This is a genomic window from Actinomycetospora aurantiaca, assembly GCF_037401875.1.
Taxonomy (GTDB): Bacteria; Actinomycetota; Actinomycetes; order Mycobacteriales; family Pseudonocardiaceae; genus Actinomycetospora; species Actinomycetospora aurantiaca.
The window spans coordinates 95788-121998 of record NZ_JBBEGN010000013.1 but is presented as its reverse complement, the minus strand read 5'-3'; the positions used below and the strand labels follow the sequence as shown (position 1 = coordinate 121998).

At 69.4% G+C, this 26211-nt stretch carries 27 protein-coding genes; 16 read left to right on the top strand and 11 right to left on the bottom strand.

What is annotated here, in order from left to right:
• Positions 1–8: 8 nt before the first annotated feature.
• Positions 9–539 (bottom strand): VOC family protein, encoded by a 531-nt coding sequence (locus tag WCD74_RS22265; protein ID WP_337697079.1) that lies wholly within the window; start codon positions 537–539, stop codon positions 9–11.
• 90 nt (positions 540–629) lie between these two features.
• Between WCD74_RS22265 and WCD74_RS22260 the strand changes: the two genes are divergently transcribed.
• The 5 genes from WCD74_RS22260 to WCD74_RS22240 are packed head-to-tail and all read left to right on the top strand — an operon-like array spanning position 630 to position 6541.
• The gene (locus tag WCD74_RS22260; RefSeq protein ID WP_337697078.1) at positions 630–2807 is read left to right on the top strand and encodes an acetate--CoA ligase family protein; all 2178 of its coding nucleotides are present in this window, start codon (positions 630–632) and stop codon (positions 2805–2807) included.
• Entirely contained in the window at positions 2804–4045 is a 1242-nt protein-coding gene (locus WCD74_RS22255) for a CaiB/BaiF CoA transferase family protein (protein WP_337697077.1), read from the top strand. The genes WCD74_RS22260 and WCD74_RS22255 overlap by 4 nt, the downstream gene beginning before the upstream one ends.
• Before the next feature lie 50 nt (positions 4046–4095).
• Positions 4096–4974 carry an enoyl-CoA hydratase/isomerase family protein gene (locus WCD74_RS22250; RefSeq protein WP_337697076.1) on the top strand — a complete coding sequence of 293 codons (879 nt, stop codon included), beginning with the start codon at positions 4096–4098 and terminating at the stop codon, positions 4972–4974.
• Complete coding sequence (locus WCD74_RS22245) at positions 4974–5675, top strand: enoyl-CoA hydratase/isomerase family protein (protein ID WP_337697074.1); 702 nt, start codon at positions 4974–4976, stop codon at positions 5673–5675. Before WCD74_RS22250 ends, WCD74_RS22245 begins: the two co-directional genes overlap by 1 nt.
• 5 nt (positions 5676–5680) lie before the next feature.
• Positions 5681–6541 (top strand): enoyl-CoA hydratase/isomerase family protein, encoded by an 861-nt coding sequence (locus tag WCD74_RS22240; RefSeq protein ID WP_337697073.1) that lies wholly within the window; start codon positions 5681–5683, stop codon positions 6539–6541.
• A gap of 4 nt (positions 6542–6545) precedes the next feature.
• Here WCD74_RS22240 and WCD74_RS22235 read toward each other — a convergent pair whose 3' ends face one another.
• On the bottom strand, positions 6546–7019 hold the full coding sequence (locus tag WCD74_RS22235) for a MarR family winged helix-turn-helix transcriptional regulator (RefSeq protein ID WP_337697072.1): 474 nt from the start codon (positions 7017–7019) through the stop codon (positions 6546–6548).
• A 200-nt stretch (positions 7020–7219) separates the two neighbouring features.
• On the opposite strand from WCD74_RS22235, the gene WCD74_RS22230 reads away from it, so the two are divergent.
• The 5 genes from WCD74_RS22230 (at position 7220) to WCD74_RS22210 (ending at position 11216) form a co-directional block, all read left to right on the top strand.
• A complete protein-coding gene (locus tag WCD74_RS22230; RefSeq protein ID WP_337697071.1) occupies positions 7220–7795 on the top strand; it encodes a hypothetical protein in 576 nt (191 codons plus the stop codon).
• A gap of 10 nt (positions 7796–7805) precedes the next feature.
• A complete protein-coding gene (locus WCD74_RS22225; RefSeq protein ID WP_337697070.1) occupies positions 7806–8267 on the top strand; it encodes a nuclear transport factor 2 family protein in 462 nt (153 codons plus the stop codon).
• Between the two features lie 47 nt (positions 8268–8314).
• Complete coding sequence (locus WCD74_RS22220; protein ID WP_337697069.1) at positions 8315–9133, top strand: sugar phosphate isomerase/epimerase family protein; 819 nt, start codon at positions 8315–8317, stop codon at positions 9131–9133.
• Between the two features lie 119 nt (positions 9134–9252).
• Positions 9253–10458 (top strand): cytochrome P450, encoded by a 1206-nt coding sequence (locus WCD74_RS22215; protein WP_337697068.1) that lies wholly within the window; start codon positions 9253–9255, stop codon positions 10456–10458.
• Between the two features lie 8 nt (positions 10459–10466).
• Complete coding sequence (locus WCD74_RS22210; protein WP_337697067.1) at positions 10467–11216, top strand: SDR family NAD(P)-dependent oxidoreductase; 750 nt, start codon at positions 10467–10469, stop codon at positions 11214–11216.
• Between the two features lie 510 nt (positions 11217–11726).
• Here WCD74_RS22210 and WCD74_RS22205 read toward each other — a convergent pair.
• Entirely contained in the window at positions 11727–12419 is a 693-nt protein-coding gene (locus WCD74_RS22205) for an SDR family NAD(P)-dependent oxidoreductase (protein WP_337697066.1), read from the bottom strand.
• A 673-nt stretch (positions 12420–13092) separates the two neighbouring features.
• On the opposite strand from WCD74_RS22205, the gene WCD74_RS22200 reads away from it, so the two are divergent.
• The 4 genes from WCD74_RS22200 (at position 13093) to WCD74_RS22185 (ending at position 16457) form a co-directional block, all read left to right on the top strand.
• Positions 13093–14055 carry a phenylacetaldoxime dehydratase family protein gene (locus tag WCD74_RS22200; protein ID WP_337697065.1) on the top strand — a complete coding sequence of 321 codons (963 nt, stop codon included), beginning with the start codon at positions 13093–13095 and terminating at the stop codon, positions 14053–14055.
• 110 nt (positions 14056–14165) lie between these two features.
• Positions 14166–14786, top strand: a complete 621-nt coding sequence (locus WCD74_RS22195) for a nuclear transport factor 2 family protein (protein WP_337697064.1) — start codon at positions 14166–14168, stop codon at positions 14784–14786.
• The gene (locus WCD74_RS22190) at positions 14783–15655 is read left to right on the top strand and encodes an NmrA family NAD(P)-binding protein (protein ID WP_337697062.1); all 873 of its coding nucleotides are present in this window, start codon (positions 14783–14785) and stop codon (positions 15653–15655) included. The genes WCD74_RS22195 and WCD74_RS22190 overlap by 4 nt, the downstream gene beginning before the upstream one ends.
• A gap of 613 nt (positions 15656–16268) precedes the next feature.
• The gene (locus WCD74_RS22185) at positions 16269–16457 is read left to right on the top strand and encodes a hypothetical protein (protein WP_337697061.1); all 189 of its coding nucleotides are present in this window, start codon (positions 16269–16271) and stop codon (positions 16455–16457) included.
• Positions 16458–16485: 28 nt separating this feature from the next.
• On the opposite strand, the gene WCD74_RS22180 is transcribed toward WCD74_RS22185, so the two are convergent.
• The 8 genes from WCD74_RS22180 to WCD74_RS22140 form a co-directional block, all read right to left on the bottom strand.
• On the bottom strand, positions 16486–17064 hold the full coding sequence (locus tag WCD74_RS22180) for an NUDIX hydrolase (protein WP_337697060.1): 579 nt from the start codon (positions 17062–17064) through the stop codon (positions 16486–16488).
• Positions 17065–17096: 32 nt separating this feature from the next.
• Entirely contained in the window at positions 17097–17303 is a 207-nt protein-coding gene (locus WCD74_RS22175) for a hypothetical protein (RefSeq protein WP_337697059.1), read from the bottom strand.
• Between the two features lie 564 nt (positions 17304–17867).
• Positions 17868–18578: a VWA domain-containing protein gene (locus WCD74_RS22170; RefSeq protein WP_337697058.1), complete on the bottom strand. Its 711-nt coding sequence runs from the start codon at positions 18576–18578 to the stop codon at positions 17868–17870.
• A 278-nt stretch (positions 18579–18856) separates the two neighbouring features.
• Positions 18857–19765 carry an AAA family ATPase gene (locus WCD74_RS22165; RefSeq protein WP_337697057.1) on the bottom strand — a complete coding sequence of 303 codons (909 nt, stop codon included), beginning with the start codon at positions 19763–19765 and terminating at the stop codon, positions 18857–18859.
• Positions 19765–20628: an SDR family NAD(P)-dependent oxidoreductase gene (locus WCD74_RS30035; RefSeq protein WP_444876349.1), complete on the bottom strand. Its 864-nt coding sequence runs from the start codon at positions 20626–20628 to the stop codon at positions 19765–19767. The genes WCD74_RS22165 and WCD74_RS30035 overlap by 1 nt, the downstream gene beginning before the upstream one ends.
• Positions 20629–20644: 16 nt before the next feature.
• On the bottom strand, positions 20645–21097 hold the full coding sequence (locus WCD74_RS22150) for a hypothetical protein (RefSeq protein ID WP_337697056.1): 453 nt from the start codon (positions 21095–21097) through the stop codon (positions 20645–20647).
• 885 nt (positions 21098–21982) lie between these two features.
• A complete protein-coding gene (locus WCD74_RS22145) occupies positions 21983–22417 on the bottom strand; it encodes an SRPBCC family protein (RefSeq protein WP_337697055.1) in 435 nt (144 codons plus the stop codon).
• 93 nt (positions 22418–22510) lie between these two features.
• Positions 22511–23485, bottom strand: coding sequence for a helix-turn-helix domain-containing protein (locus tag WCD74_RS22140; RefSeq protein ID WP_337697054.1), 975 nt, complete (start codon positions 23483–23485; stop codon positions 22511–22513).
• 437 nt (positions 23486–23922) lie between these two features.
• Between WCD74_RS22140 and WCD74_RS22135 the strand changes: the two genes are divergently transcribed.
• Together WCD74_RS22135 and lipP1 are read left to right on the top strand one after the other, a co-directional pair.
• On the top strand, positions 23923–25167 hold the full coding sequence (locus tag WCD74_RS22135) for a helix-turn-helix domain-containing protein (RefSeq protein WP_337697053.1): 1245 nt from the start codon (positions 23923–23925) through the stop codon (positions 25165–25167).
• A gap of 87 nt (positions 25168–25254) precedes the next feature.
• Positions 25255–26193, top strand: coding sequence for a LipP1 family hormone-sensitive lipase (lipP1, locus tag WCD74_RS22130; RefSeq protein ID WP_337697052.1), 939 nt, complete (start codon positions 25255–25257; stop codon positions 26191–26193).
• The last annotated feature ends 18 nt before the right edge of the window (positions 26194–26211 follow it).

Sequence of the window (26211 nt, the reverse complement as noted above, 5' to 3'; positions counted from 1 at the left end):
GGCCGACGTCACGGCGGAGGGCTCGGGACGGGATCGAACGGCGAGACGTACGGGATCCCGGCGGCGGCTGCGGACTCGGCGATCCAGGCCCCGATCTCGACCGCGATCTCGTGGCTCACCAGCTCGATCCACATGCCCGGAGTCTCGTCGTTGTAGTGGAAGGCGGCCCGGGTGATTGCGCCGTCCTGCTCGTCACCGGACAGCTCCCGGCGATAGCCATGGTGCTCGAGGTCGGCCGAGGCCGCGGCCAGATCATTCGTGTAGTAGCCCAGATGGTGGATGAAGCGGCCGCCGGTCAGATTCACGTAGGGGCGTGCGTCAATCTGCTCCAGCAGTTCGACGAAGTGAGGGCCCTGGAGCGAGTAGGTGAACCGCACGTGCCGCCCGACGAGCCCGTCCGGGCCGAGCAGCGGCGTCGTGGACTCCTTGGGTGGGGCCCACCGCAGGCCCAGGGCACGCCCCATCTGCGACATGGCCCGATCGAGGTCGTTCACGATCAGGCCCGTGTGATATAGGCGCACCTTTGCGGGATCCGACATGGATGGCCTCCTTCGCCGATAAGATGATACACATGACTAAGTATACAGGCGACAACGCGCGTGCCGTGGCCGCGCAGGAAGTAGGGCCACATGACGACCCTCGAGTTCGCCGAACGGCGCGCGCTGGTTACACCTGATCGCCTCCGACACTTCTTCGGCGCGCGGCGACTGGCCGTGGTGGGTGCGTCCGAGACCTCGAGCTGGGGCCGCAATCTGATGCGGAACCTGGACGCCGCGGGGGGTTTGAAGGACCTCACGTTCGTCCACCCGCAATACTCCGAGCTGTTCGGTAGATCGACGATCCCGTCGATGCGCGACCTCGACGAACCGGCGGACCTGGCGTTCCTCATGGTCGGTCCGTCCCGGGTCGAGCCACTTCTCGAGGACGCCGCCGCGGCCGCTGTCAGGAACGCCGTGGTGCTCGCGGCCGGCTACGGCGAGACCGGCGACGAAGGCCGTGCGCGTCAGCAGCGGCTCGCCGAGCTCGCCCGGGAGCTCGACATCACCGTCATGGGGCCGAACACGATCGGATACGTGAACTCGAGCCTCGGGATCGCGCCCTGGGCCGTGGCGAGCGAGCGCCCGCCGATGCGCGGACCGGTGAGTGCCGTGTTCGAGAGCGGGTCGATGGCCCGGGCGGCGTATGAGTTCGCCCAGGCGCACGGGGTCGGCTGCAGCCTGTGGGCGTCGGTCGGCAACTCGGCGATCCTGACCAGCCTCGACATTCTCGAGTACCTCCTCGAGGACGAGGGCACGCGCTCGATCGCCCTCTTCCTGGAGACCGTCCGCGAACCCGAGAGACTGCTCGCGCTGGGGCGGCGGGCCCTGGAGCTGGACAAAGCGGTCGTGGCGTTCAAGGCCGGCCGCAGCGAGGCGGGGAAACGGTCGGCGATGGCCCACACCGGGGCCGTGGCGACAGACGACGCCGTGGTCGACGCAGCATTCGGGCAGGCCGGGATCGTCCGCGCCGCGAGCATCGAGGAGCTGGTCTCCACGGCGGGCCTGCTCGGCTACCAGAAAGTGCGGCCGAAGGGGGCACGCATGGGTGTGGTCACCTCGTCCGGCGGCGGATGCAACATCATTGCGGACCTCGCGACCGTCAACGGATTGGAGCTGCCCGCGTGGGAGCCCTCCGTGGTGACCGCGTTGGCCGAGCAGCTGCCGACCTTCGCCTCGACCCTCAACCCCCTCGACACGACGGGATTCGGGCATGCACGAGCCCGGCCACGGGCGACGAAGGCCGAGGACGACCTGATGGAGATCGCCGTTCAGGACGGCGGGATCGACTTCATGTTCACGATGATGACGCCGCTGCCCAGCGCACGTCCCGAGGACCCGACGTTCATCGAGAGCAGGCTGCGGATCCTCGGGCAGATCGTGCGGGACTCGCCCGTCCCGGTCGTCATGGCCTCCAACACCTGTCTGGACGTCGCGGACTACCCTCGCGGCCTGCTCGAGGGGGCGGAGCTCTTCCTGCTCCCGGGAGCCGAGCTCGGCCTCGCCTCCGTGGGGAACATGGTGCGCTGGATCAGGCTCCGTGACCGCGTGTTGGCCGTCGAGCCACCCGCCCGACCACCGGTCGTCGAGGGCGCGGACGAACCGGTCGGGGCCTGGGCGGAGGACGAGGCCAGAGCGCTGCTTGACCGGCACGGGGCCTCGATGGTGCCCGCGGTCCTGGTCCAGGACGCCGCCGAGGCCGCGCGTGTGGCGGCGGACACGGACGGCCCGGTGGCGATGAAGGTCTGCTCACGGGCGATCACCCACAAGTCAGATGTCGGTGGAGTGGTGCTGAACGTCCAGGGCGAGGCGGAGGCCCGCTCGGCGTTCGAGCGGATCCGGACGGCCGCCACGCGCCACGCCCCCGAGGCGGACGTCCGGGGTGTGCTCGTCGCTCCCATGCGTGACGCCGCCGGCGTCGAGCTCCTGGTGGGGGTGACCCGCGACCCGACCTTCGGTGCCGTCCTCGCCGTCGGGCTCGGTGGGATCTGGGTCGAGGTGCTGAAGGACGTGAGCCTGCGCGTGCTGCCGGTCGGAGCCGAGACCGTTAAGGAGATGCTGACGGGGCTCCAGGCTGCCGCGCTCCTGCAGGGCGCCCGGGGCGTCGACCCGGTCGACCTCGATGCACTCGCCGCGACGATCGTCGCGATCAGCAACGCGGCCCTGTCGTTAGGGGACCGGCTGGAGACGCTGGAGGTCAACCCGTTGCTGGCGACGGTATCCGGTGCCGAGGGTCTGGACGCTCTCGTCCTGACCAAGGGTCCGCGGTGAGCGCCCCCGGGCAGGCGCCGGGCCGCAGCCACAATCCCGGCGGAGCTCTCGCGGGCGTCCGGGTCCTCGACTTCACCCGGTTCATGCAGGGCCCGCTGGCCACGCGGCTCTTCGCCGACATGGGCGCGGACGTGCTCAAGATCGAACGCCCCGGCGGTGAGTGGGACCGGAGGCTGAGGCCTGCGGCGAACGGCTTCCACGGCTTCTTCCACGGTCTTAACCGCGGGAAACGGTCACTCGCGGTCGACATCACGGTCGCGGCGGGACGGGACATCGTCCTCGGCCTCGCCCGGGAGGCCGATGTGGTGATCGAAAACTTCCGGCCGGGAGTCCTGGACCGGCTCGGCCTAGGCTACGACGATCTGCGTGGAGTCAACCCTCGGCTCATCTATGCGGGCGCCTCCGGCTACGGGCCGTCGGGCCCCCACAGTGGCGAACCGATGTACGACATGGTCGCTCAGGCCGTCTCTGGCGTCTCGGACTTCATGCGCAGCCCCGAGGGCGTACCTCGGCTGGCCACCCGAGGGATGGCGGACTCCGCCGGGGCGATCTTCCTGGCGCTCGCCGTGGTGTCCGCGCTCTACGTACGGGAGCGCACCGGCAACGGGCAGCGGGTCGACGCCAGCCTCGTCGGAGCGTGCCTGGGGATGCACACCGCCGAGTTGACCATCTCGCTGAACGAGGAACGGATCCACCGACCGCAGGGGCGGGTCACCTCGACCTCGGGCGCGTTCCGCTGCCGGGACGACCGCTGGCTCGTCGTCGGGGCCACCGACCAGAAGCTGTGGCGCAGCCTGACCGCCGCGTTGGATCGCGACGACCTGTTCGCCGACGATCGCTTCGCCTATGGGAAGCTCCGCGAAGAGCACCGTGCCGTGCTGGAGCCGATGCTGGAGGAGGCCTTCCGCACCCGGAATCGCGACGACTGGGTCGAGCGGATGCGGGCCGCCGACGTCCCCGTCGCTCCGGTGAACACGTTCCTGGACCTGGCGCAGGACCCCGACGTACTGGCGAACGGCTACGTCGTCTCTCAGCCAGACCCCACCTTCGGCGAGGTCCGGACCATCGGCCACCCCCTGCACATGAGCGCCACACCGGGTCGCGTCGGCGAGCACACGCCGGCGCTCGGCGAGGACACCCGGAACGAGCTCGTGGCCCTGGGGTTCACGCCCGCCGACGTCCAGGCCCTGCTCGAGGCCGGCGTCGTCGAGGCCGCCGACGGAGAGGCAGCGCCGTGAGGCCGCGTCGCTGGGGGACAGAAGCGTCCCGCGCCGCCGCGACCGAACAGGTGCTCTACGACGTCGACCGAGGGACCGGGATCGCCACCATCACCCTCAACCGCCCCGAGAAGCACAACGCGCTGAGCGTTCCCATGCGGGACCGCATCGTCGACCTGATCGCCGAGGTGGACGAGGACGACGATGTGCGGGCCGTGGTGTTCCGTGGCAAAGGCAGGTCCTTCTGCAGCGGCAACGAGATCAACGAGGAGTGGGGCCAACGGCGGCCGCACGAACGGCGCCGCACCCTCGCCGTCGGATATCGGTACGGGGCGGACATGGCTTGGGGCCGGCTGGGCTTCAGCCAGGCGGTCTCGCGGTGTGCGAAGGTGACCGTGGCCCAGGTGCACGGGTACTGCGCGGCCGCCGCCTACTTCATGATCGCATGCAAGGTCGATCTGGTGCTCGCCGCGGAGGATGCCCGCATCGGCGCGCTCGAGGCCCGCTTCCTCGGACCGGCGGGCGCGGTGGCGAGCGTCCACATCAACCGGATCCTCGGGATGAAAGCCGCCCGTCGCACCGGGTACACCGCGCAGCCGATGAGCGGGCTGGAGGCGCAGCGGCTCGGCCTCGTGTATGCCTGCGCCCCGGCAGCCGAGCTCGCAACCCTCACGGAGGCGGTGGTCCGGCGGGTCGCCATGCGTTCCCCTGCCGAGGTCGACCACCTGGTCGCGCGGCTGCGGGCGGCGGAGGCACTCATGAACACCAGCGTGCCCTCCATCACCGGCTTGCTGGTATCGCACTTCCTGCAGCCCGGCCAGGACGAGGCGGACTTCTGGCGCACCGCGAAGGAGGTCGGTGTCGGAGGGGCGCTCGACGCCGATAAGGCCCTGCGGGGCGCCGCGGACCCACGGTCCCGGGGTGTCACGAATGTGGAGGGGACGTCGTGATGGAGGTGTCGAGCGCCGGCGGGGTGGCGACCGTCTCGGTCCCCGGCTTCGCGCCGCTCTCCCGATTCGACGCCGACTTCGCGTGGGAGCTACGGGACACCGTCGTGGCCCTGGCGGACGACGACCTGGTCAAGGTCGTCCTGTTGCGTGCGACCGGGGCGGACTTCGCTCCATGGCCGGATGGTCCCGTCTCGGCGGCGTCGCCCCCGTCTCCTCGGTGGAGGCGGGTCTTCGCTGGGGCGAACGGGCTCTATCAGTCACTCTGCTTCGCGAAGAAGGCGGTCGTCACCGAGGTCGCCGGCTCATGCGTCGGCGCGGGCGCGATGCTGGTGCTCTGCTCCCACCTGACGGTAGCCGCTGACGACGCGCTCTTCGGCTCGCCGTTCGCGGTACTGCCCGAGTCCAACTTCGTGCTGGCCGCGCTCACGATGCGGCTGAACCGGGCGAAGGCGTGGGCCGTCACGGACGAGCCGCTCGGGGCGGTCCGGGCGGAGGAGGCGGGGCTGGTCAACGACGTCGTCTCGCGTGCGGCCCTGCCCGAGGCGGCGGCTCGGCTCGCCGTGGACATGGCGGCGATGCCCCTGGACGGGATGGTGATGACGACGATGCTTCGCCAGGCGGTCCTCGACGCACACGGGGTGGGCCGGGAGTTCGACCTCGCCCCGCACTACGCGTCGGGCCGGCGAGCTGTGGAGGGGTGAGGACGATGGAGGGAACCGAGGAGGTCGAGCTCCTGCTCGACCGTGCCGAGAACCGGGCGATCATCCAGCTGGGTCGCGCGTTCGTGACGCGGCGGATGGCCCGGCGGATCGTCGACCACCTCGACACCATCGACGCGGACGACGACGTCAAGGTCGTCGTCATCGAGAACACCGGGCCGGACCTGTCCCGGGGGTGGGATCCGGACGATGCCTGGCGCCAGTTCATCGAGGCGCCGGGCGGCGCCGTGCGCAAGCACCCGAGCCAACGCGCCCGCCTCGAGGCGTTCGACGAGTCGTGGTGGGGCGATAAGGGGCTCTACCGGCGGCTCTTGCACTGCCGCAAGGTCACCGTGGTCAAGGCAGTGGGGGAGTGTTTCGAGACGGGGCTGTTCCTCGCCGTGTGCGCCGACCTGGTGGTGGCGGGCACCGGAGCCCGGTTCGCCGTCCCGCGGTGGCACAGCCTCGGGGCGGACGGCGACCTGTCGCTGCTCATCGCCACGGTGGGCCTCAAGCGAACGTCGGAGCTGGCATTCGCGGGTCGGATCTGGGACGCGGCCAGGGCGGAGCGGACCGGACTCGTCGACCAGGTCGCCGACGATGTCGACGCCACTGTCGACGGCCTGGCGGCGATGTGCGCGTCGATCATGAGAGACGGGATCGTCACCGAGAAGTACGCGGTCTTCGCCTCGTTGGCCACGATGGGAGTCGACCACTCCTTCGCCGCGGCGACGGTGGTGGGTGCCTCGCTCAGCAACATCCACCACCAACCCGACGAGTTCAACTTCCTCGCCGAGGCGCGCCGGTCGGGGGCGGACGAGGCGGTGGCTCGCTCGCGATCGCGCTTGTCGCGCACAGAACCGTCGTGAGACGTCATTCGAGGGCGGGGTCACAGAGTTGTTCGAGGGCCGGTATTGCCGCGAGGAGGGCCGCGACGTCGTCTCCGCCGAGCCGTGACAGGTGTTCGGAGAGCCAATTCTCCCGGCTACGCAGGATCTGTTGTCGCTCGAGCTCGCCCGCGGGCGTCAATGAGATGACGGCAGTACGCCGGTCGGAAGGGTCGGCAAGTCGGAGGACCAGACCGATGTCGATCAGACGGTTCAGGCTTCGAGTGACGGACGGCGGGCTGACGCCCTCGCTGGCGGCGAGATCGCCGGCCGCGACCGGCTGCATGCGATGAATCGCGAACAGGAGCGAGACCAGCGCATAGGAGAGGCCATCGTCGTTCTGCTGCCGCAGTACCCGTCCCAGCCTCCCGAGCGTCATCCGGAGCCGCGTGAGGTCCGTCTGGCTGATCCCGCTGATGGACTCGTCGCCCGCAGCGGGCTCCCTGGGCAACGTGCCCATGCTCCGCGCACCCTCCTCCGGGGGTCGTACGACATGCCCGGGAAGTTCGAATGACATGTCCGCTCCATGATATCGGCACGGACGGGGACCGACCGTGCAAGGTCGTTGCCCGGGACCGGCTCGGGTTGCGAGGCGCGGATCAGGGATATTACTTTGCCATGTTAGATATCGGATCGGACCTACCACCACCAGGAGACGTCGTGAGTGACCTCGTCAAGGACCTGCAGCCGGAGTTGACCTACACCAGCTTCGGGCCGCACATGCACAAGGCGACCACGCCGAAGCAGCGTGAGCACCTGGAGACGGTCGTGCGCCACTCGAAGGGAGAGGTCCTCGCGGACCTGGACATGGTGTTGCCGACCCTTTCGCCGGAACCGCGGTACCACGAGTTCGGCGTCCTCGCCGGTCGCGTGGACGACACGGGGCCGAAGGGGTGGGAGGCAGTGCTCGCCAACTACGCCGAGATGGTCAACAACGGCTCCTACGTGATCGAGTCCAAGAAGACCCGGGTGGTGGTATCGGACAACGAGATCGTTACGGAGGGTACGTACCGACAGATCCTCACCGCCGCGGTGGCGCGGAAGATGGGACATGTGGACGATTCGTCCCCCCAGGCCTCCCATTACGTTCTGGCGGGTCGGACGGTCGTCTTCTGGGAGTTCGACGAGAACGATCTCGCGAAGGGTGAGGATCGGTACGTGATGAACCACCAGGTCGTCCCGATCTCCGAGGACGAGCTGCCGGAGAACTACCCGGCGCAGTTTCGAACCAAGTGAAGGGATTCCGATGACGACCCGTACCATCGAGGAGCGTCTCGACGAGCAGGAGAGCCGCACGTCGATCTCCGCACTGGTGGCCGGCTACTGCGAGGGGGTCGACCACGGCAACCTCGAGCTGTTCCTGAGTCTGTGGCACGCCGACGCCGAGTACCTCATCCCGGGCGGACGAGGTGACTTCCGCGGCATCGAGGGCATCCGTCGGTCGCAGGAGGTGATCAGCAAGGCGTGGGCCTCCACGAAACACTGGACCACGAACCACACGGTCGCGTTTGAGGGAGTGGACGTCGCGACCGGCCGGAGCGACTGCTTCGCCGTCTGCGAGCACCACGACGGGAAGGTCAGCCTCGTCTCCGCGACCTACGTCGATCGCTACGAGCGACGGGCGGGCGACTGGCGGATCGCGCAGCGGCTGGTCCAGCGCTGGTTCGTCAGCGAGGGCCAGGACACGAAGCTCCTCGAGCCGTTCTGACCGTGTCCGTCGGAGGCTCATGGCCGCTCGTCCTGTCCTGGGGCACCGTGCGGCACGCCGCGTTTCCCGACCGCGTCGCGGCCGCCGCGGCCGCGGGCTACTCGGGGATCGGGTTGGCGGTCCCGTACTACCGTCGGCTCCGCGAGCAGGGCTGGACCGGCGCCGAGCTGCGCGCGGTGCTCGACGATCACGGGATCCTCGCGGCGGAGGCCGAGGCCATCGTGGGTTTCGGTGGACCGCCAGGACCGGCGAACGTACCGGGCCGGCCAGGGATGGTCTACGCGGACCACGCGGTCGAGCGGGCGATGGTCGAGCTCGGCGAGGAGCTGGGCGTGCCTCTCGTGCAGGCCGTCGGAACGTTCGACGACCGGCCGGTCGACGAGGCCGTCGTCGACTCCTTTGGAAAGCTCTGCGACCGGCTCGCGCCGCATGGTCTCACGGTAGCCCTCGAGTTCGTCCCCTATACCAACATTCCGGACGTCACGACGGCGCAGGGCGTCGTCGCCGCGGTAGGGCGAGCCAACGGTGCATTGTGCGTCGACTCGTGGCACTTCTTCCGCGGGACGGCGGACTGGACTGCGCTGTCCCAGGTACCGGCGGACCGCCTGGCCATGGTCCAGGTTAACGACGGACCGATTCGACCGGAGACCGAGGACATCCGTGCGGAGGCCGTGGCACTCCGGCGCTGTCTCGGCACGGGCGAGTTCGCGACGCAACGACTCCTTGACCTGGTCCGTCCTCTCGGTGACTCGCGGCCGGTGTCGGTGGAGATCTACTCGGATGCCCTCGACCGGCTCCCGTCGACTACCGCCGCACGCGTCGCCGCGGCCGGGATCGAGAGGTCGGACGTGACCCTGCGCGGTTAGTGTGACGTGCTTGACAGCCCTTGACGGCGTACTTAATGTTTAACCATGTTAACCAAGCAAGGCGGGGCACAGCGGTGAATCCCCGCGTTGCGCCCTGCCCTGGGAAGGGAGGCAGGTCCATGCACAGCCTGAAGGAAGCCCGGGACCAGGATCCGTACGGGTTCTTCGCCGAACGGTTAGCGGCGGGCCCCGTGCACTGGGACGACGGCATGAACGCCTGGCTCGTCCTCGGGTACGACGAGTGCCGCGAGGTGCAGCGGCGCGAGGACCTCTTCAAACACCCCTACGGTGAGCTCAACGGCGCCGCCGACGTCTACGGCGGACCGCGCGGTGTCCTGTTGCTCCAGGGCGAGCAGCACCATGCGGTTCACGGGCTCCTGCTCAAGCACTTCAGCCCGCGCACCGTGAACCGCTACCGGACGCAGTTCATCGCGGACCTGGTGTCTCGCCGACTCGACGCCTTCGGGAACCGCACCAGGTTCGACCTGGCGACGGAGTACGCGAACATCATTCCGAGCGACGTCATCGCCGCCATGCTGGGGCTCGACTGGCAGGACGAGCAGACGATGGCTAACTGTCGAACCTGGAACATCTCGATGTTCCGGTGGACGGAGACGTTCGGTGAAGACGAGTCCGCGTTCAGCGAGGCCCTGGAGGCCGCTCGAAACCTCGACGAGGTCATCCGGCCGGTCATCAAGGAGCGCCGGGACTCCGACGCCGACGACCTCGTCTCGCTGTTATGGCGTCAGGGTGCTGGGGTCGTCGAGCCCTGGGGCGAGGCCGAAGTGCTCGCCCAGGCACGGGTCCTCTTCTTCGCCGGGACCGACACTACCTCGCACTTCCTGAAGAACGCGATCTACGTGCTGCTCGAGCACCCGGAGCTGCAGGATCGTCTGCGGGGCGACGAGCGAGCCATCGCGGACTTCGGGGAGGAGGTCCTCCGGTTCCTCGCGCCGGTGCAGTTCCGGGTGCGGGTCGCGACCCGAGACGTCGAGCTCGCGGGTCACCTGATCCGGGAGGGCGACCGGGTGCACCCGGTCAACGCCGCCGCCAACCGCGACCCGAACCACTACCCGGAGCCGGACGTCGTCGACCTCGACCGGCGCGGGATCAAAGACCATGTCGCATTCAACGTGGGCCCTCGGTACTGCGTGGGTGCGGCGCTCTCGCGCGGCGAGGAACTCGAGGTCGTCCTGCAGCTGCTCGACCGCTACGAGAATCTGCGCTGGGACAGCGCCGCGGAGCCGGCACGCTATCGCGGTTACATGCCGCGGTCGTTCAGCCCGCTCAACGTCGTGGCAGACCGACGGGTGGGACGGTCCTGAGCGCGCTCATGGCCGGTTCGGTCGCGGTCGTGACCGGTGCGGCGTCCGGGATCGGTGAAGCGACGATGCAGCTGATGGTCGACCACGGGGCGCAGGTGGCGGCGTTGAGTCGGAACGGTCGAGCCGGTGGTCCGGGCGTGCTGTCCATCGCCGCGGACGTCGCGGACGCCGAGGCCGTCGAGCTGGCGTTCACCGAGGTGACCGCGGCGCTGGGACCGCCGAAAGCCGTCATTCATGCCGCGGGGGTCGACGACGCGGAGACCAAGACGTTGGCCGCGGAACAGAGCGGTGCGGGGACGCCGGTCCTCACCCTGCCACGGATCTCCGACGCTGCCTGGCGCCGCATGCTCGCGGTGAATCTCGACGGGAGCTTCCACGTCCTGCGCAGCGCAGCCGCCCGGATGCTCGACCAGCAGACCGGCGCGATCGTGTTCATCGGGTCTGAAGCGGCGGTGCACGGCCTCGGTGGGCTGGTGCACTACAGCGCATCGAAAGGAGGCGTTCATGCGCTGACTCGAAGTGCGGCGAAGGAGCTGGCTCCCTTTGGGATCCGGGTGAACGGCGTGGCGCCCGGCGTCATCGATACCCCGATGAGTCGCCGTTCGAAGAGCGTGTTCGGCGGCACGGCTCCTGCGCCGCTCGGTCGGCTCGGTCAGCCCGAGGAGGTCGCGAAGGTGGCTCTGTTCCTGGTCTCGGACCTCGCGTCCTACGTCGTCGGCGAGATCGTCAACGTCGACGGAGGGCGAATGGCCAGCTGACAGTCGCACCGACCAGCGTCGAAAGTCTCCAGCAGTTCGTCCCACCCGAGGATGGGTCGCCGGCCGCTGATCTGCGCGGAAGATGCACGGGATCGCCCTGAGCTCAGGACCGGGCGTTTCACATCGATTAGGGCGCGGTTCGCCACGTCCGTAGCGTGCGCTTTCCGCCGAGTCGAACAGGACAACTCCCGCCCCGCACGAACTGCACGGGCGAGCGGGGCGTCGAGATCGCCGAACCCGGACGGAGAGATGTTCGTGTGGAGATCAGCGGGAAGAATCACCCGGCCACATCAGCGCCGACGAACCGTTCGGCGGTTCTCGAACTGAGTCGGCATCACGCGGCGTCCCTCGTCGAGGACACGACCCGTGTTCACAGCGAGACCAGGCGACGTGTCGCGGAGAGCACAGCGTCCTGGTACGCCGAGTCGGCGGCGCGGGCGGATCGGTCGCCGGCAACCCTGCGGTGGTCGAGGAAGCCGTCGGAGGGGGCCCGACGGGTTGAGGATGACGCTAGCGAGCGCGGCGCCGGACCGGTTGGCCGAGACGGCGAACGGCATTAGCGCCATCAGCGGAGTCCCGAGGAGCCGGATGAGCCCCTGCTCCCACGCGGGGCGGCATGCGCGAGGCGTGTATCGGGCATGCTCCCGGGGCTGTAGCAGGTCCTGTGCATGGCGGGGTATGCCTGGGCGTAGGCGCCGGCGAGTGCCGTGGTGTGCAGCTTCGAGGTGCCCTAGCGCTGCGGGCCGTTCCCGCTCGCCACCTCCGCGAGCGAATCCGGCGAAATCGAGTTCCTCCACCGGGCTGGGCATGCCCGGTGTCGAGCCCGGGACGTGTGCCCTGGAGCCCACGAGCACGGCGGTGGTCGGGGGCTGCGGACCGGTCAACAGGGCGACATGGCCGAGGACGTTCGTCGCGAGAGTTTCCTCGATGCCGTCGGCGGTGAAGGTCGGGGTCGGCCCACTGAACTGGACGCCGGCGTTGGCGACGACCGCGTCGAACGGTGGCAGGCCCGCAGTCACCTCTCGGACGTGCGCCGGCCGAGGGGGATCGAGGACCACGGGCGTGCCCCCCGATCTCGTCGCAGACGCGTGTGACGCCGTCGGGGTCGCGTCCGCTGACGACGACCTGCGCTCCGTGACGGACGAGCACGCGCGCGGTGGCGCGGCCCAGGCCGCGGGTGTCTCCAGTGAGCAGACCTCGCATACGTCGACCGTACGGTCGTCCGAGAGTTCTCCCGGTGCTCTCGCCACGGGGCCGTGTCCTTCAGGGAGGATCACTCACCGATACCCGGCGGTCCCGCCGTTCGTCGGGTGGTCCTCGGCGTTCTGCCCGGCCCCTACCCGATCCCGGATACGACCCTCAATTCGTCCGGCTCGGCTATACGAGCCGATCACCGGCAACGGGCCGAGACGCGGTGTGGATCGACGGGAACGGCGCTCGTCGCCGGTGGGGCCAGTTGCTTTCACGGCGGCACTGCTCGACGGCGGCGCACCACGTCGACGTGGCAGGTCGGGCTGTCCGCGCGACAGCAAGCACGTGCCCACGAACCTCGCCGCCCACCGCCGACTGGGAGGCCGACGCGGACGGATCCTCTGCGCTTGGGAGGCCCCCGGAGGATGGCTCGTGAGGGTTGTCCCCCAGCTCTTCGATACCACGGGCCGGGTGGCCCGGCGGGGAGTCTCAACGGCGTTACCGTCCCCGGTGGGCATGACGGCCGGACGGCGGCCGGCCCTTTCGCTCGCACCGCCGGAGCCCGGCCCGGCGGTACCCCTTCCGGGAGGCACGCGTGGAATCCGCGATCGACACCCACCTTCGGTGCCCTCGCACCCTGACGCGCCGCGTACCGGAGGACTATCAGCCGCCCTACCCGATCTCGGTGGCGCGCGTCGGCGAGGACGTCACCGCGGTCGCGATGGGCTACTTCGGCGTGCAGTACCGCGGCGACAAGCATCGCGCCGAGGCTTGGGAGACCCTGCGCGCCATCACTGACAGGTTTGCTCTCGACGACGGTCCGGGCGGCTGGGACCTCACTCACCACATCGACGCTCAGGGCTACGACACCCTCGTCGCCGCTGGCTACTGGCGGGATGCCACCACCTACGACCGCTGGCTGGCAGGCACGGAGGTGGCCGGCTGGTGGGACGCGCCGGAGCGGCTGGCGGCCGGCGTCGGCGTCTTCCGGGAGATCCTCGCGCCGGGTGTCGACCGCTTCGAGACGCTCTACGCCGCCACCGAGGGACTGCCGGGTATCGGCGGTGTCCTCGACGACATCAGCGGGCAGGTCATCGAACACGCTTACTGGGGCTCCATGCGCGACCGGATCCCGCGCTCGCAGACCGACCGGATGAGCCCGGCGGGCGAGCTACGCGTCGACGGCGACCCGGTCGGTGGCTGCCGCGTGGTCGTGCGCGGGCACGAGAACCTCGCGCTGATCCGTTCGGGCCAGGATTGGGCGGGCGCTCCCGCGGAGGAGCGCGAGCTCTACCTCGCCGCGATCGAGCCGACGCTGAGCGAGGCCATGGACTTCCTGCGCGACCGCGGCCAGCGCCTCGGCTGCTATAGCAACCGCTACGTGCGCAACGTCGACGCCGACGGCACCCCGCTCGACACCACCTCTGCCATCTCCTACTGGCGCTCGCTCGACCTCCTCGAACGCTGGGCCGAGTCGCACCCGAGCCACCTCAACGTCTTCGTTGCCCTACTCAGCCGCGCCGACCAGGTCCCGTCTCTACGGCTCTACCACGAGGTGGCGGTGATGGACGCAGACTCGCAGTACTACGAGTACGTCAACTGCCACCCGGCGACCGGCCTGCTCCGGGACGCGGTGGCGCCCGCCTGACTCACGCCGGGTGTGTCGACGCACGGCCTCTGCGGACAGCAGGACGAGGACTCCACGAGCGCGTCCACTTCCTCTTCCCCAGGTGCCGGCCGCCGAGCTGTGCTTCCCAGGTGAAGGTCGCCCCCGAGGCCGCTCGGCCCCGTCCCGGGGCGCCGAACCTGTCGAGTCGGCGGCGAACGTGGTGCAGGCAGCCTCCTGCACACGCAGTCAGGCCGTCATGCGGGCGGCCAGCACGGCGACGAGAAGCGCCGAGCTCGAACCTAGCGGCGCCCCACCGAGGAGGAGCATTGACACCAGCGGCGACAGCGGCCGGCAGCCCCGCTCATGCGGTCCTGCTGCGGTCGATCGAGCTCCTGGCCGCCATGGACCTCGACGGCTACATCGACCTCTTCGCCGACGACGCCGTAATCGAATTCCCCTACGCGCCACCCGGCAGGCCCGCTCGGCTGGACACTCCGAGCGCCGTGCGCGACTACGTGACGGCGATCGGTGCCGCGGTCACGATCGAGTCGTTCCCGAGCCTCGTCGTTCACCACCTGGCCGACCCGCACTCAATCGTGGCCGAGGTCGCGCTGCACGGCACAGCCGTCGAGACGGGCGCGCCCTACGACGTGCAGTACGTCTGGATCCTCGAGGAGCGAGACGGCCGGATCGTCCGCTTCCGCGACTACTGGAACCCCACACATACCACGGCCGCCACCGGCAGCGCCGACGGAGGAGGCGCGGAATGAGCGCGATCGGGACCGTTCTCGTCACGGGTGGCACGGGGCAGACCGGGCGCGTCGTCACCGACCTCCTGCGCCGGCGCGGGGTGGACGTGGTCGTCGCGAGTCGGAACCATCCGACGGAGCCGCCTCCATCCGGAGTGCGACACGTGCGGTTCGACTGGGCCGACGAAGCCACACACGATGCGGCGCTGCGCGGCGTGAGCAGCCTCTACCTGCTGCCGCCTCCACTCGACACCGACCCGGTGAAGGTGGTCGAAGGTTTCCTCAGCAGGGCCAGGGACGCCGGGGTCAGGCGAGTAGTGCTGCTGAACTCGACGGCCTTCCCGCTGGCGGCCGCCGGCCTCCACGCCGTACGGCTCACCGTCCAGCAGATGCCCGAGTGGTCGGTTCTGCTGGCCTCAGGGTTCATGCAGAACTTCCTGGGCGTCCACCCAACAGCCATCGGCGTGCGTGAGCGTCACGAGATCGTCGCTGCCGCCGGTGACGGGCGAATGGGATGGATCGACGCAGCGGACGTGGCTGCGGTCGCGGCCGAACTGCTGACGCGCTCCGATCACGACAGCCGAGAGCATGTCCTAACGGGGCCTGAGGCGCTGTCCTACATCGACATGGCGGACACCATCGCCGCCGAGTGGGGGCTCCCGGTCCGCTACCGGCCTGTCAGCTCGGTCGAGCGCACCGTACAGCTCGTCGATGCCGGGGTCCCGCAGCCATTCGTCGCCGCGCTCGTCGGCGCGGACGTCCTGACCGCGAGTGGCGCCGAGGCCCGTGTCACCTCAGAGGTGTCACGGGTCGTGGGCAGGGACGCCACATCGTTCGCCGAGTTCGTCCGTCGTCATCGGCCACGCGCGTCGACGACCCCGCGGGGATGAGCCGTGCCGTCGCCACCGAGCTCCTCTCCCGCGCGGCAGCGCGCCCGAGTGCGAACGGCCGGCCCGTCCTCAACACCGAGGCACGGGTCGTGCACGATCCGGGACAGGACGCCCAACTCCGGCGGCAGCGGTGAGATGGTCTCTGCGGCGAGTCCGTGATGAAGGGCTACCGGAACAACCCGGAGGCGACCGCAGAGGCCCTGCGCGCTGCTTGGTGGCACGCCAGGGACGCGGCGAGCGTCGCCGACGACGGCTGCAGCTCTCGCAGTCGCAAGCGTCGGGACTCATCGCGGACTACGAGGTGCCGCACCGCCTCGTCCTCGGGAGGTTCCGCGCACCCCCACGGGCAGGACCCTGAATCACGCCCTGCGCAAGCGGGCTGGTCACGACGAGGGAGCGTCGTGACCGAGCTGGAGAAGACGCAGGAGGCCATGCAGACGATGCTGGCCGTCAGCTCGTAGGCCCTCGGCGGTCCCGAGGTCCTCCGTCCGATCGAGATTCCTCGCCCGCGCGTCGCGCCCAATCGGGTCCTGGTACGGGTTCGCGCCGCCGGCCTCAACCCGACGGACCTCAACATAGGTCGCATCGACTCTTCATCGCTCCTCCGCCCTTCGTGCTCGGGTGGAACGTGTCCGGGGTAGTGGAGGAGATCGGGTTCGGGGTCGCCGACTTCCGCCTGGGCGACGAGGTGTTCGTGAGGTCCGCGGTCCCGACCGCCGCATCAGCCGCGGTCTGCGCGTTGAGGTCAGCGCGGACATCCAGGATCGGGGTGTCGGCTCCGGCTGATGTCCAGACGTCGTAGGTGGAGCCGCTGTTGTGGAGCAGCTGGGCTAGATGGTCGAGCTCTTGTGACCGGGGCAACTTTGGTAGGGGCTCGCCGTCGTCGTCGCGGCTGGGCTGTCCCCGGATGCCGAACTACTTGGCCAGGGCCTGGTTCTCCACCGCAGGGGCGAGGTCTCGACGGCTAATCGTAATTGACCAATGCTGCACAAACGCCGAAGACCTTGCTGCCGACACGGCAGGCGTCTGCGGACCTTTGGAGCATCGGGATGCGGCCGCGCTTCCGTGCAGCGTAATAGCTGGCGGCATAGGTGTTTCGCGACGGCGTGGTGAAGCGCCGATGCCAGTTCAGTGAGGGCTCGGTCGATCGACCACCAGCTCGCCGTGAGGGCTTCGCGTGCTGCTGGCCGCGGCTCGACGGTGTCACGAGATGTGCAAGCGGTGCAGGCGATGTGCCGTCCGCTGTCAAGGTGCGTGCGTGTGGCGGGCAGTTCGTGGCAGGTCACGTCGATGGCGGTCTCTTCGAGGACCCCGCGGACGGCAGCCTGCACGAGTGTTTCGCCGGCTTCGATCTTGCCGCCGGGAAAGGCGAGGGGTGGCGTGCGGTCGTGCCGTTCGATGAGCAGCACCCCTTGGGCCGGTGACGACGGCGAGGACGACCTCAGGGTCGGGAGGCGGCGTCACGATAAGCGGTGAGGATGGCGTTGATGACGAGGTCGGGGTCGTCGCGGTGGACGTGGTGCCCGGTTTCGGGTGCGACGATCTGCCGGCTGCGGGTGGGGGTCGCGACGATCTCGGACTGCAGCTTCTGCCACTCGGGGTACCAGCGCTGCCGGTCTGGGTGGTGTCCGGGGCCGCCGGTTATCACGGTGAGAGGTCGGTCGCCGAGCTGGGCGAGCGGTGCCGCGTCGAGCCTGGCGGCGCGGCGCGCTCGGAGGCGCCGCCCCAGCGGCTGTTGCGGCCGAGGGCGTGTCTGAGGTGGGCGTCGAGGTGTTCCTCGGCGTTGTATGGCCGGGCGTTGGAGCGAGCGTCGGATGTCCAGCCGAGGTCGTGGGCGAGTCGCCGCAGACCGACGGGCATGGCGCGCGCGAGCAAGGAGCGACTGGGGTGAGCAGGGCGAGCATGTCGCCGAATCGCTGACCAAGGGCGCGCGCGAACCCTGATCGATTCGCTGTCGGAGTCGACGATCCGCAGGTAGAGGTCCGGGTCGGACTGCGCTCCCGGCCCGTACGCGCGGTGGCCCTTGACGTCGGACTGGGCCACGGCGAGAGCGAGGTCCGCTTCGACGCATCGATCACGTCCCCGCCTCAGCGACGCGGGCAAGCTGAGGCGCACGTCGTTGCGCGAACTCTCCTGGGAGGCCGGGGCGCCGGGTGAGCGGAAGCTGTCCGGCCCGTCCGCACCCTGACCGGGGGCTCCGGAAGACGGGTCCTCATCGGGAGAGGACGCGGGTCAGCGCGGGGGCGACGTCGCGATGGGTCCGCACCGGGTGGAGTGCCCCGTGTCCGAGCCTCGCGATGTCCCGGCCGAGGGGGAGGTCGTGCTCGCCGTCGGTCTCGAGCAGAACGTGGAGCTCACCGAAGCGACGGGCGAGCAGGCGCGGGTCGGGTCCGGCGTTGTGGACCGAGTCCGTGAGCATGATCGCGATCCGTCGCGGCGCCGCGGACCCCGCGAGAATGGCGTGGGCCGTCGACAGGCCGAACCCGACGTTGGTCAGTCCCCGTGCCGGGATGCGCAGCAGGGTGTCGAGCAGGGTCGCGGGCGTGGTGACCTCGGTGAGCGACGTGAGGACGGCGGCGTCCGACCAGAAGGCCACAACCGCGAGCTGATCGGCGGGGCCCGACAGCTCCGCCGCCAGGACGGCGACGGTAGCCGCAGCGATCCGCACCTTCTCGCCCCGCATCGAGCCCGACACGTCGACGACCAGCGCCACCGCGCGCCTCGCCGACATGCGTTCCCGCACGACGATGTCGGTGGCTTCCGGCCGAGGCCGCTCGGCGAGGACCTCCAGCGTCCGGTCCAGATCGATGTCGTCGCCGTGGTAGCTGTAGCGGACGGGCAGGAGGGCTCCTACGCCACGTCGAGGGCGGGCGTCGCGGAGCGGACGTCTCGCCGATAATCGGCGTGCGATGGCCCGGGCCATGGTCGCCACACCAGGGTCCGGCGGCGCCTCCTCGAGCAGCTCGTCGAGCGCCCGCCGTGTCGCACGCTGACGGGTGACCAGAACGCCCTGTCCGCCAGCGTGCAGAGCGTCACCGCTGTCACCTCTGTCGGGGTCGAACTCGGCGACGACGGGAGGGCCGTTCCCCTCGTCGTAGAGTGCGGGTGGGACGTCGACGCGCTTGGGCTTCCGGCCAAGAGGTGCGAGGGTCCGTCGCTCACCGAGATCGGCGGTGGGCAGCGCGACGGCGTTGTCGACGTTCAGTCGCTGCGGTCCCGGCGCTGCCCGCCGGGGGCCGAGAAAAAATGGTTCTCCCAGAGCTCGGTGATGACGCGCTCCGGGGTGGTGTCGGCGGCGTCGTCGAGGCCGATACGCGCGGAGAGCGCAACCAGCGCGGCGTCGAGGACGACACGTGAGTACTCCACGTCGGGCTCGATCCTCTGGAGCTCCATCGCGATCGCGACGAGGTCGATCGCGCCACGGACCGACGAGCCACGACGCAGGTTCGGATGTGCCCTGGTCGCCCGGGTGAGGGCGACGCCGTCCTCGATCAGCGACCCGAGGGCGCAGCCCGTCCGGAGCGCGACGACGTCGCCCTCCTCCCGGGCGTCCTGATAGCCGACGGCCAGCCGGCACCACCGGTCGTAGACCGAGTCCGAGATGCGGGCGGTCCCGACGTTGTCGAAGGGATTCATGGACGCGACGACACGGAATGTCGGCACCGCGGTCGTCGTACCGACTCTCGGAACGGTCACCGCACGTTCAGCCATCGCACCCAACAGCACGTTGAGCGTGTCCTCGGGAGCACGGTTGAGCTCCTCGATGTAGAGGAAGCCGCCCTCCTGCATCGCCGCGACCAGGGGCCCCGGCACGAAGTTCTCGGCCGAATAGTCCTCCTGCAGGACCCGAGCCGGGTTGTGGTGCCCCACGAGCCTCGCCGGCGTGAGCTCGGCATTGCCCTCGACGAGCACGAACGGCACACCCCAGTGGGACGTGATCGCCCTGAGCATCGTGGACTTGGAGGTACCCGGCGGGCCCTCGAGGAGGATGTCGCGACCCGCTGTGATCGCCGCGAGCACCAGCGTCAGCTCGCGCTCGCGACCGACGACGATCTGGGCCACCGCCTCCCGCGCCGTCATCGCGGGGTCCGTCACGTGCTCCGCCGTCATTACGGTCTCCTCGAGTGACGAGATCGTCCGCCGGCTACTTCCCGCACCAGCCAAGACCCACCTTGAGCTGCTGGCCCGTGATGTAGCGCGCTTCGTCGGACGCCAGGAACTGGACCGCATTGGCGATGTCCCTCGCGTCCACCCACGTCTCGGGCAGGATGTGCAGCGACTTGCGGACCTCGCCGAAGTCGTCCTGCCCTGGGTTCTCGAGATCGGGGTGGAACAGGTTTTACATGGTCTCGTTCTGGATCATCGGCGTGTCCACGGACCTCGGGTGGACGGTGTGTGGCACGGATGTTGAAGGCGCCGAACTTACCGGCGACGGCCTTCATCAGCCCCACGACGCCGTGCTTGGCCGCCGTGTAGTGCGCCAACATCGGGAAGCCTTTGATCCCGGCCGTGGAGCTCGTGAGGATCAACGAGCCGCGGGCGCGCTGCTTCATCCCGGGCAGCACCGCCCGGAGCGCGTTCCACACATCGGTAAGGTTCGTGTCGGTCATGCCCTGCCAGGCCTGCCGGCTCATCGTGTCGCTCGGCTCGGTACTGAAGATCCCGGCGTTCGCCACCAGGATGTCAACGGGCCCGAGCTCCGATTCACCGTCGGCCACTGCCGACTTCAGCGCTGCGCCGTCACGGACGTCGGCCTGCCGAATGACGATGTGCCGATCGAGCGCCTCGACCTGCTTGGCGGTCTCCTCGATATCACCCGCCGTCGCCATTGCGTAGGGCACGCTCGCGATCTGATCGCAGACGTCGACAGCGATGATGTCGGCGCCCTCCTCGGCCAGCCGCAGCGCCGCGGCGCGTCCCTGTCCGCGTGCGGCCCGCGTGATGGGGGCGACGTTGCCCTCGACTCGACCCATGTTCGTTCCTCCTCTGTCATTCACGGCGACCACCGACACCGCCCCTTCGGCGGTCGGCGGCGTTGCCGGAGTTGTCCTGAGTGAGCCCTGACCGGCCCGCCGTCGATGGCAGGCCCAAGACCCTCAGCTGCACCCTGCGAGGCCCCCGATGGTCCGAGTCGCCTCTATACGACCTCGCGACGAGCCGGCGGTTCGGTCGCTCGACCGGGAGGAAGCGGAAGTGTCGGCCCGACGATGAGTCCAGGTCCGCCCGGACGAGATCGAGCGCCTCCTCGGCGCTTCGCGCGGGAACGGGCCGGATGTCGTCGTCGCGACCGTCGACGATGATCAGATATTCCATCTCGAGCCTTTCCAAGGGTTCGATGGGCGCCTGAGAGACGACGTTCTTCCATACCGCCGTCGGGCCCTCGTCGAGGACCTCGAACCCAGGTGCGTTGACGCTGGAGGTCCCTCGTACCGCGATGGGCACGGCCCGACCAACCGTCAGTCCGCGAGGGGATCGGTGTGCGCCCGCCAGGTCCGAGTCCGTCGCAGGAACAGCAGGGTGGACAGGTAATCATCGAGCAGAAGATCGTGTAGTAGGCGGCCGACAGCGGGTCCCCGGTGGCGGAGACGAGGCCGGTGATGATGAAGGGCGCGGTGACTAGCTCGCGTTTGGTGCCGACAATGTCGTGGCTACAGCACGACTGCTGCTCAGTGATCAATTGTTAAGTGCTGCGGTGATGATTAGGAATCATCTCGAGCGCTGGCTCTTGCACCGTGCCGTCTTAACTGGGTCGAAGTAGAACAGAGGCGAGTCCACGACTGACTGCATTGCGCGCAGAGACGATCGGGCTGTCCGAGCGGCCTCGCGGGCGGCGGTTGACGAGCGCCAGGTCAGGTACGCGGCGACTACCGCAATGATCGGCCCGACAACTTGACCCCACTACCTGGCCGCGGCCAGGAAGCCCGTCGGCGGCGGCACGTAGACGGACAAGATCGTCGGACCGGATCCAGGGGGAAAGTGGGACCGGCGTCTGAGCGGGAAGCACCCAGTTAGCCCCTCAGCACCAGCCGCACCCGACGGCGAGCGGGCCGAGCCCCCTCACGGCGGAACACGAACCAGCCCTGAGCAAGCGGTTGGCCCGGCATCGCGCCAGAGGTGCCCCTGGTTACTCGGAACGGGGCTGCCTCGGCGCGCGAAGACCGTGGATGCGCCCGGGCCAGGGACGTCCATTCGTGTGAGGTTCGAATACCTATTGGCGGCTGAGCGTTGCTGCAACCGTGACATGGGCGACGGTGAAGTGCAATAGGCGTACGAACGCGATGCAGCCTGGGCCCGGGGCGGCGTCGTCCGGCTCACACTGGCCCCGGCTCAGCCAAAGCGCTCCTGCAGTTGGGCGATGCCGGAGGCATAGACGCCGTCGCCGAATAGAGCGGTCAGACGCCCCTCGTCACCTTCCCGAGTGTCGAAGTCGGAGTACCACTCAACGAAGCAGTGGCCCGATGTGGTCACCGGTGCGACGCGGATCGTCGAGATGTAGTTGCGGCAGCCGAACGGGTTGTCCGAGACGAAACCGTAGGTGTAGCTCCGGCCCCGATCGTCGAGAGCCAGCAGCTTCTCGCTCACGACATCGCCGTCTTCGGTGGTCAGCCGACGCACGGACCCGACCTGGCCTTCGCCGCCCTCGATGATCTCGCTCTTGGGGACCGACGGGAGGATGTCCGGGATTCCATCGAAGAGCCGCACGGCCCGCCACACCTGCTCGGCGGGGGCGGCGACAACTCCGCTCGCGTAGGCACGAGTCATCACTGGCACCTTTCTGTCGTGGTAGATCGTCCAATGTGGATGGTCGAGGATTGTGTCCACGCGGAATTGCCGGGCAGGTCGGCGCGCGGTGTGTCAGGCGCTGGCCTGGGCGCTGCCTGAGGCCCGAAAGTCACGCGGCGAGCGGCCATACTCGAGTCGGAAAGCCCGGGCGAAGTGGCTTGGGTCAGAAAAGCCCCACCGCTCGGCGATAGCGGACACCGGATCGGTGCCGGAGGCCAGGTCCGCGCGGGCGCGCGCCAGCCGACGCAGCCGTATATAGGCGCTGACGGTCTGATCGGACTCTTCGAACAGTCGATATACCGATCGCACTGAGACTCCGTGCGCGGCGGCGATTCTGGCCGGGGTGATGTCTCCGCTTACCAGATGTCGCTCGATCCAGGCGTTCATAGTGGCCCGTAGCGCGGGGGAGACCGCCCCCGAGTTACTAGCCCGCTCGCCGGGACGCAGCGCGCCGATAAGCAGCTCAAGGGTGGCGTTGCGCGCGGCCGAGACCCCGGCAGGGGTCAGCTGGTCGAGTGTGTGGGAAAGGACATCGAGATAGCCGGTGAGCAGTGACGTTGCTGGGGCGGCACCATCGAGCACGATACCTCCGGCCGCCCAACGCTTCCCGCTCACTTCATCCAGCGTCCGGCGCGGGATCAGCAGGGTCCGCTTGGCCATTGGCTCCCAGACTACGAACCGGACCGGCCGGCCCAGCTCCCAGACCACGGCATCGCCCGGCGCCATGTCCTGCGTGTGATCGCCCTGGGCAAACGACTCACGCCCGCGTCTCGTGATGACGACTGCGACGTGATCCGGCCCGGAGTCGGCGAGCGGGTCGCGTCTGCGCTTGCCGCTGCAGGGGTCGCACTCGGTGTCGACGAGGGCGAGATCGTCGATCCAGCGCCGCTCGATGCGGGCCTGGAACGGCCGCGACTTCTCGTCCGGCGCGATTGCCACGCAGAGGTCCTCGAGGTGCGTGGTAGACAGCATCGTCTGCCAGCGCTCGGACCGCTCGCCAGTCGGGACTCCCCGCAGGTCGTGGACCTCGCTCCGCACCTGGTTCACCGATCACCACTCCTCAACATCGTCGTGGGTCGTCGTGTGTCGTCCATCTGAGCGTGTTGTGAGGGCGGGCGGCAAGCATGGACCTGCCAGCTTCCCGACATCGGCTGCCATGGCGAAGCCGTGCTCGCCGCTGGCAGCACCTGGCCGATTCCCGGCAGGGAAGTGCAGGCCGGTGAGACGAACGGCACACCAGTATCGGTCCCGATCGGCGCCAATGGGGAGTGACTCCTCGTGCAGGTCTCTGCTCATGCCAGTAGTGGAAGTGCTGGTCGAGCCCGGCCGACCCGACAGAACTGACAGCTGGCCTCAACTGTCGGCGGCCGACCGCGGAGCCGCCTCGGTGAGGGGCAGCACCGCCAGACCGCGATCGAGGAGGATCCATGACAGGCCCGCAGCGGGGACTCCGTCGGCCTAGCGCGGTTCTGTACGCAGCGGCTGTGCGCGATCATGGTGTCAACGGACGTCTCGGCCCGCTGCCGGCATCGGAATCCGGGAAGATCGAACCGGCGGCGGAAGTCGGGTGCGGGCGCGCGACATCTGGTGGGCGGCCCCCGACTCACCCGCTGGCCGAGGTAGTCCCGGTCGTTGAGGAGCTCCTCACCGGACCGGCGCAGGACCCCCGGCTCGTCGTCGACATCACCGACGGGACCGGAACGGTGCTGTGGCGCAATGGCGCGTCGATGACGTTGGGCACCTCGCGCGCCACCGCCACGAAAGCCTCGTCGGCGCTGTCCCAGCCGGTAAAGGGCCGCTCAGCCGAGGACGTCGTGCATCGCCTCAACGACCGGTCGCGCGTCGCCGCGCCGGTCATGGACCCGGAGACCGGCGGGGTGCTTGGCGTCATCGACGTCAACGAGCCGGCCGGGACGCTTGCGCCCGCGCAGCGTCGACTCGTGACAGCAGCGGCGTGGCTCGCGGAGCACCGGCTCCGCGATCGACTGCGCGCCGCGGATGCGCGGCTGGTCCACCGATACCGCGCGCACCTGATGAACCTGCGCGGCCCGGGCGCGCTCGTGTCCCCGACCGGACGAGTGATCGCGGCCGAACCACACGGCCGATGGCCTGAGCGCATCGATCTTGCCGCTCCCAACGGCGTGCCGGGACACCCGAACCTGGTCGTCGAGCCCTTGGCGGGGGCATTTCTGCTGCACAGTGAGCGGTTGGGCCGGCGCGGGACGCCGCGACATGCGGTCTCGCTGCGCCTGGTCTCCGGTGCCACGCCATCGGTGCTTGTCGACGGTCGGGCCTCTCTACTTACCCGGCGCCCGGCTGAGATCCTGACCATCCTGTCCCAGCACCCGGAGGGCGTCACCGCCGAGCGCCTGGCGGTTCTCCTCGACGGGGACAACGCGAATCCGTCCACTGTCCGCGGCGGGATCCGGCGGCTGCGGTCGGTGCTCGGCGACGAGATTCTGGTCTCGCTGCCCTACCGGCTCGACGCCGTCGTCGACCTCGACATCGAGCAGGTCCGCGCACTGCTGGGGGTCGGCCGGATCGCGGACGCCCTGCGTGCCTGCCGACATCAGTTCCTGCTCGAGTCCGAAGTGGAGCGGGTCCGCGCGCTCGGCCGGGAGCTCGAGGTCGGGCTCCGCTCGGCGGTACGGGACTGCGGCGACCCCGGCCTGCTGCGCGCCTGGAGCGCGCACCCGTGGGGGCGCGGTGACTCCCTGACCTGGCCCTAAGCCACAGACGCCACCTCGGTAGCCGCCGAGAAGACCCGTTCGCTCGGAAGCCAACAGCCCAAGCACGACAGACAAAGGAGAGTGACGATGGCGCTGCATCCCCAGCTCAAGGAGCTCCTCGGCCAGTTCGAAGAGGCAGGCGTCCCTCCGTTCGACCAGATGACGGTGCTGCAGGCCCGCGAGGCCGTGGCGGCGTTCGCCGACCTGGAGGGCGAGCCCGAGGACGTCGCCGAGGTCCGCGACATCCTCGTGCCCGGCGCGGCAGGCGAGATCCCCGCCCGGGTCTACCATCCTGCTCCTGGCACCGACCTACCCGTCCTCGTGTATTTCCACGGTGGTGGCTGGGTGGTCGGTGATCTTGCGGTGGCGGACAAGCCGTGCCGCTCGCTCTCCGCCGGCGCGCACGTCGTCGTGGTGTCGGTGCAATACCGCAAGAGCCCGGAGACGCCCTACCCCGGGCCCGTCGAGGACTGCTACGCCGCGTTCGCCTGGATCGCGACCAAAGCCTCGGAGCTGGGCGGCGATCCTTCGCAGATCGTGGTCGCCGGCGACTCCGCCGGCGGCAACCTCGCCGCCGTCGTCGCCCTGATGTCGCGGGACCGTGGAGGGCCCTCGATCGCCTTCCAGGTACTGCTCTACCCGGTGACTGCCCCGGCGCGCGGCACCGAGTTCGCGTCCTACTCGGACAACGCGGACGGCTACCTGCTCACTCGGGGCAGCATGGAGTGGTTCTGGGACCACTACTTGTCGGACCCGGAACAAAGCACGGAACCCTATGCGTCACCGCTGCTGGCCGAGGACCTCGCCGGCTTGCCGCCTGCGATTGTGGTCACCTGCGAGTTCGACCCGCTGCGCGATGAAGGTCGCGCCTACGCCCAGAGGCTCGCCGCGGCCGGCGTCGAGGTGACCCACAGCGACTACGCCGGGGCCATTCACGCCATCTATTGGCTGGCCGGGGTCAGCGACCTGGGCCGCGACCTGCATGCCGAGGTGGCCGAGGCCGTCCGCGTGCGCGTCTCCGCATGAATCCGCCCAACGTCGAAG

Coding starts and splice junctions, on each gene's coding strand:
- WCD74_RS22265 (WP_337697079.1), bottom strand. CDS start 539: ATGTCGGATCCCGCAAAGGTGCGCCTATATCACACGGGCCTGATCGTG.
- WCD74_RS22260 (WP_337697078.1), top strand. CDS start 630: ATGACGACCCTCGAGTTCGCCGAACGGCGCGCGCTGGTTACACCTGAT.
- WCD74_RS22245 (WP_337697074.1), top strand. CDS start 4,974: ATGGAGGTGTCGAGCGCCGGCGGGGTGGCGACCGTCTCGGTCCCCGGC.
- WCD74_RS22240 (WP_337697073.1), top strand. CDS start 5,681: ATGGAGGGAACCGAGGAGGTCGAGCTCCTGCTCGACCGTGCCGAGAAC.
- WCD74_RS22235 (WP_337697072.1), bottom strand. CDS start 7,019: ATGGGCACGTTGCCCAGGGAGCCCGCTGCGGGCGACGAGTCCATCAGC.
- WCD74_RS22225 (WP_337697070.1), top strand. CDS start 7,806: ATGACGACCCGTACCATCGAGGAGCGTCTCGACGAGCAGGAGAGCCGC.
- WCD74_RS22215 (WP_337697068.1), top strand. CDS start 9,253: ATGCACAGCCTGAAGGAAGCCCGGGACCAGGATCCGTACGGGTTCTTC.
- WCD74_RS22210 (WP_337697067.1), top strand. CDS start 10,467: ATGGCCGGTTCGGTCGCGGTCGTGACCGGTGCGGCGTCCGGGATCGGT.
- WCD74_RS22205 (WP_337697066.1), bottom strand. CDS start 12,419: ATGCGAGGTCTGCTCACTGGAGACACCCGCGGCCTGGGCCGCGCCACC.
- WCD74_RS22190 (WP_337697062.1), top strand. CDS start 14,783: ATGAGCGCGATCGGGACCGTTCTCGTCACGGGTGGCACGGGGCAGACC.
- WCD74_RS22170 (WP_337697058.1), bottom strand. CDS start 18,578: ATGGCCCGGGCCATCGCACGCCGATTATCGGCGAGACGTCCGCTCCGC.
- WCD74_RS22165 (WP_337697057.1), bottom strand. CDS start 19,765: ATGACGGCGGAGCACGTGACGGACCCCGCGATGACGGCGCGGGAGGCG.
- WCD74_RS30035 (WP_444876349.1), bottom strand. CDS start 20,628: ATGGGTCGAGTCGAGGGCAACGTCGCCCCCATCACGCGGGCCGCACGC.
- WCD74_RS22145 (WP_337697055.1), bottom strand. CDS start 22,417: ATGACTCGTGCCTACGCGAGCGGAGTTGTCGCCGCCCCCGCCGAGCAG.
- lipP1 (WP_337697052.1), top strand. CDS start 25,255: ATGGCGCTGCATCCCCAGCTCAAGGAGCTCCTCGGCCAGTTCGAAGAG.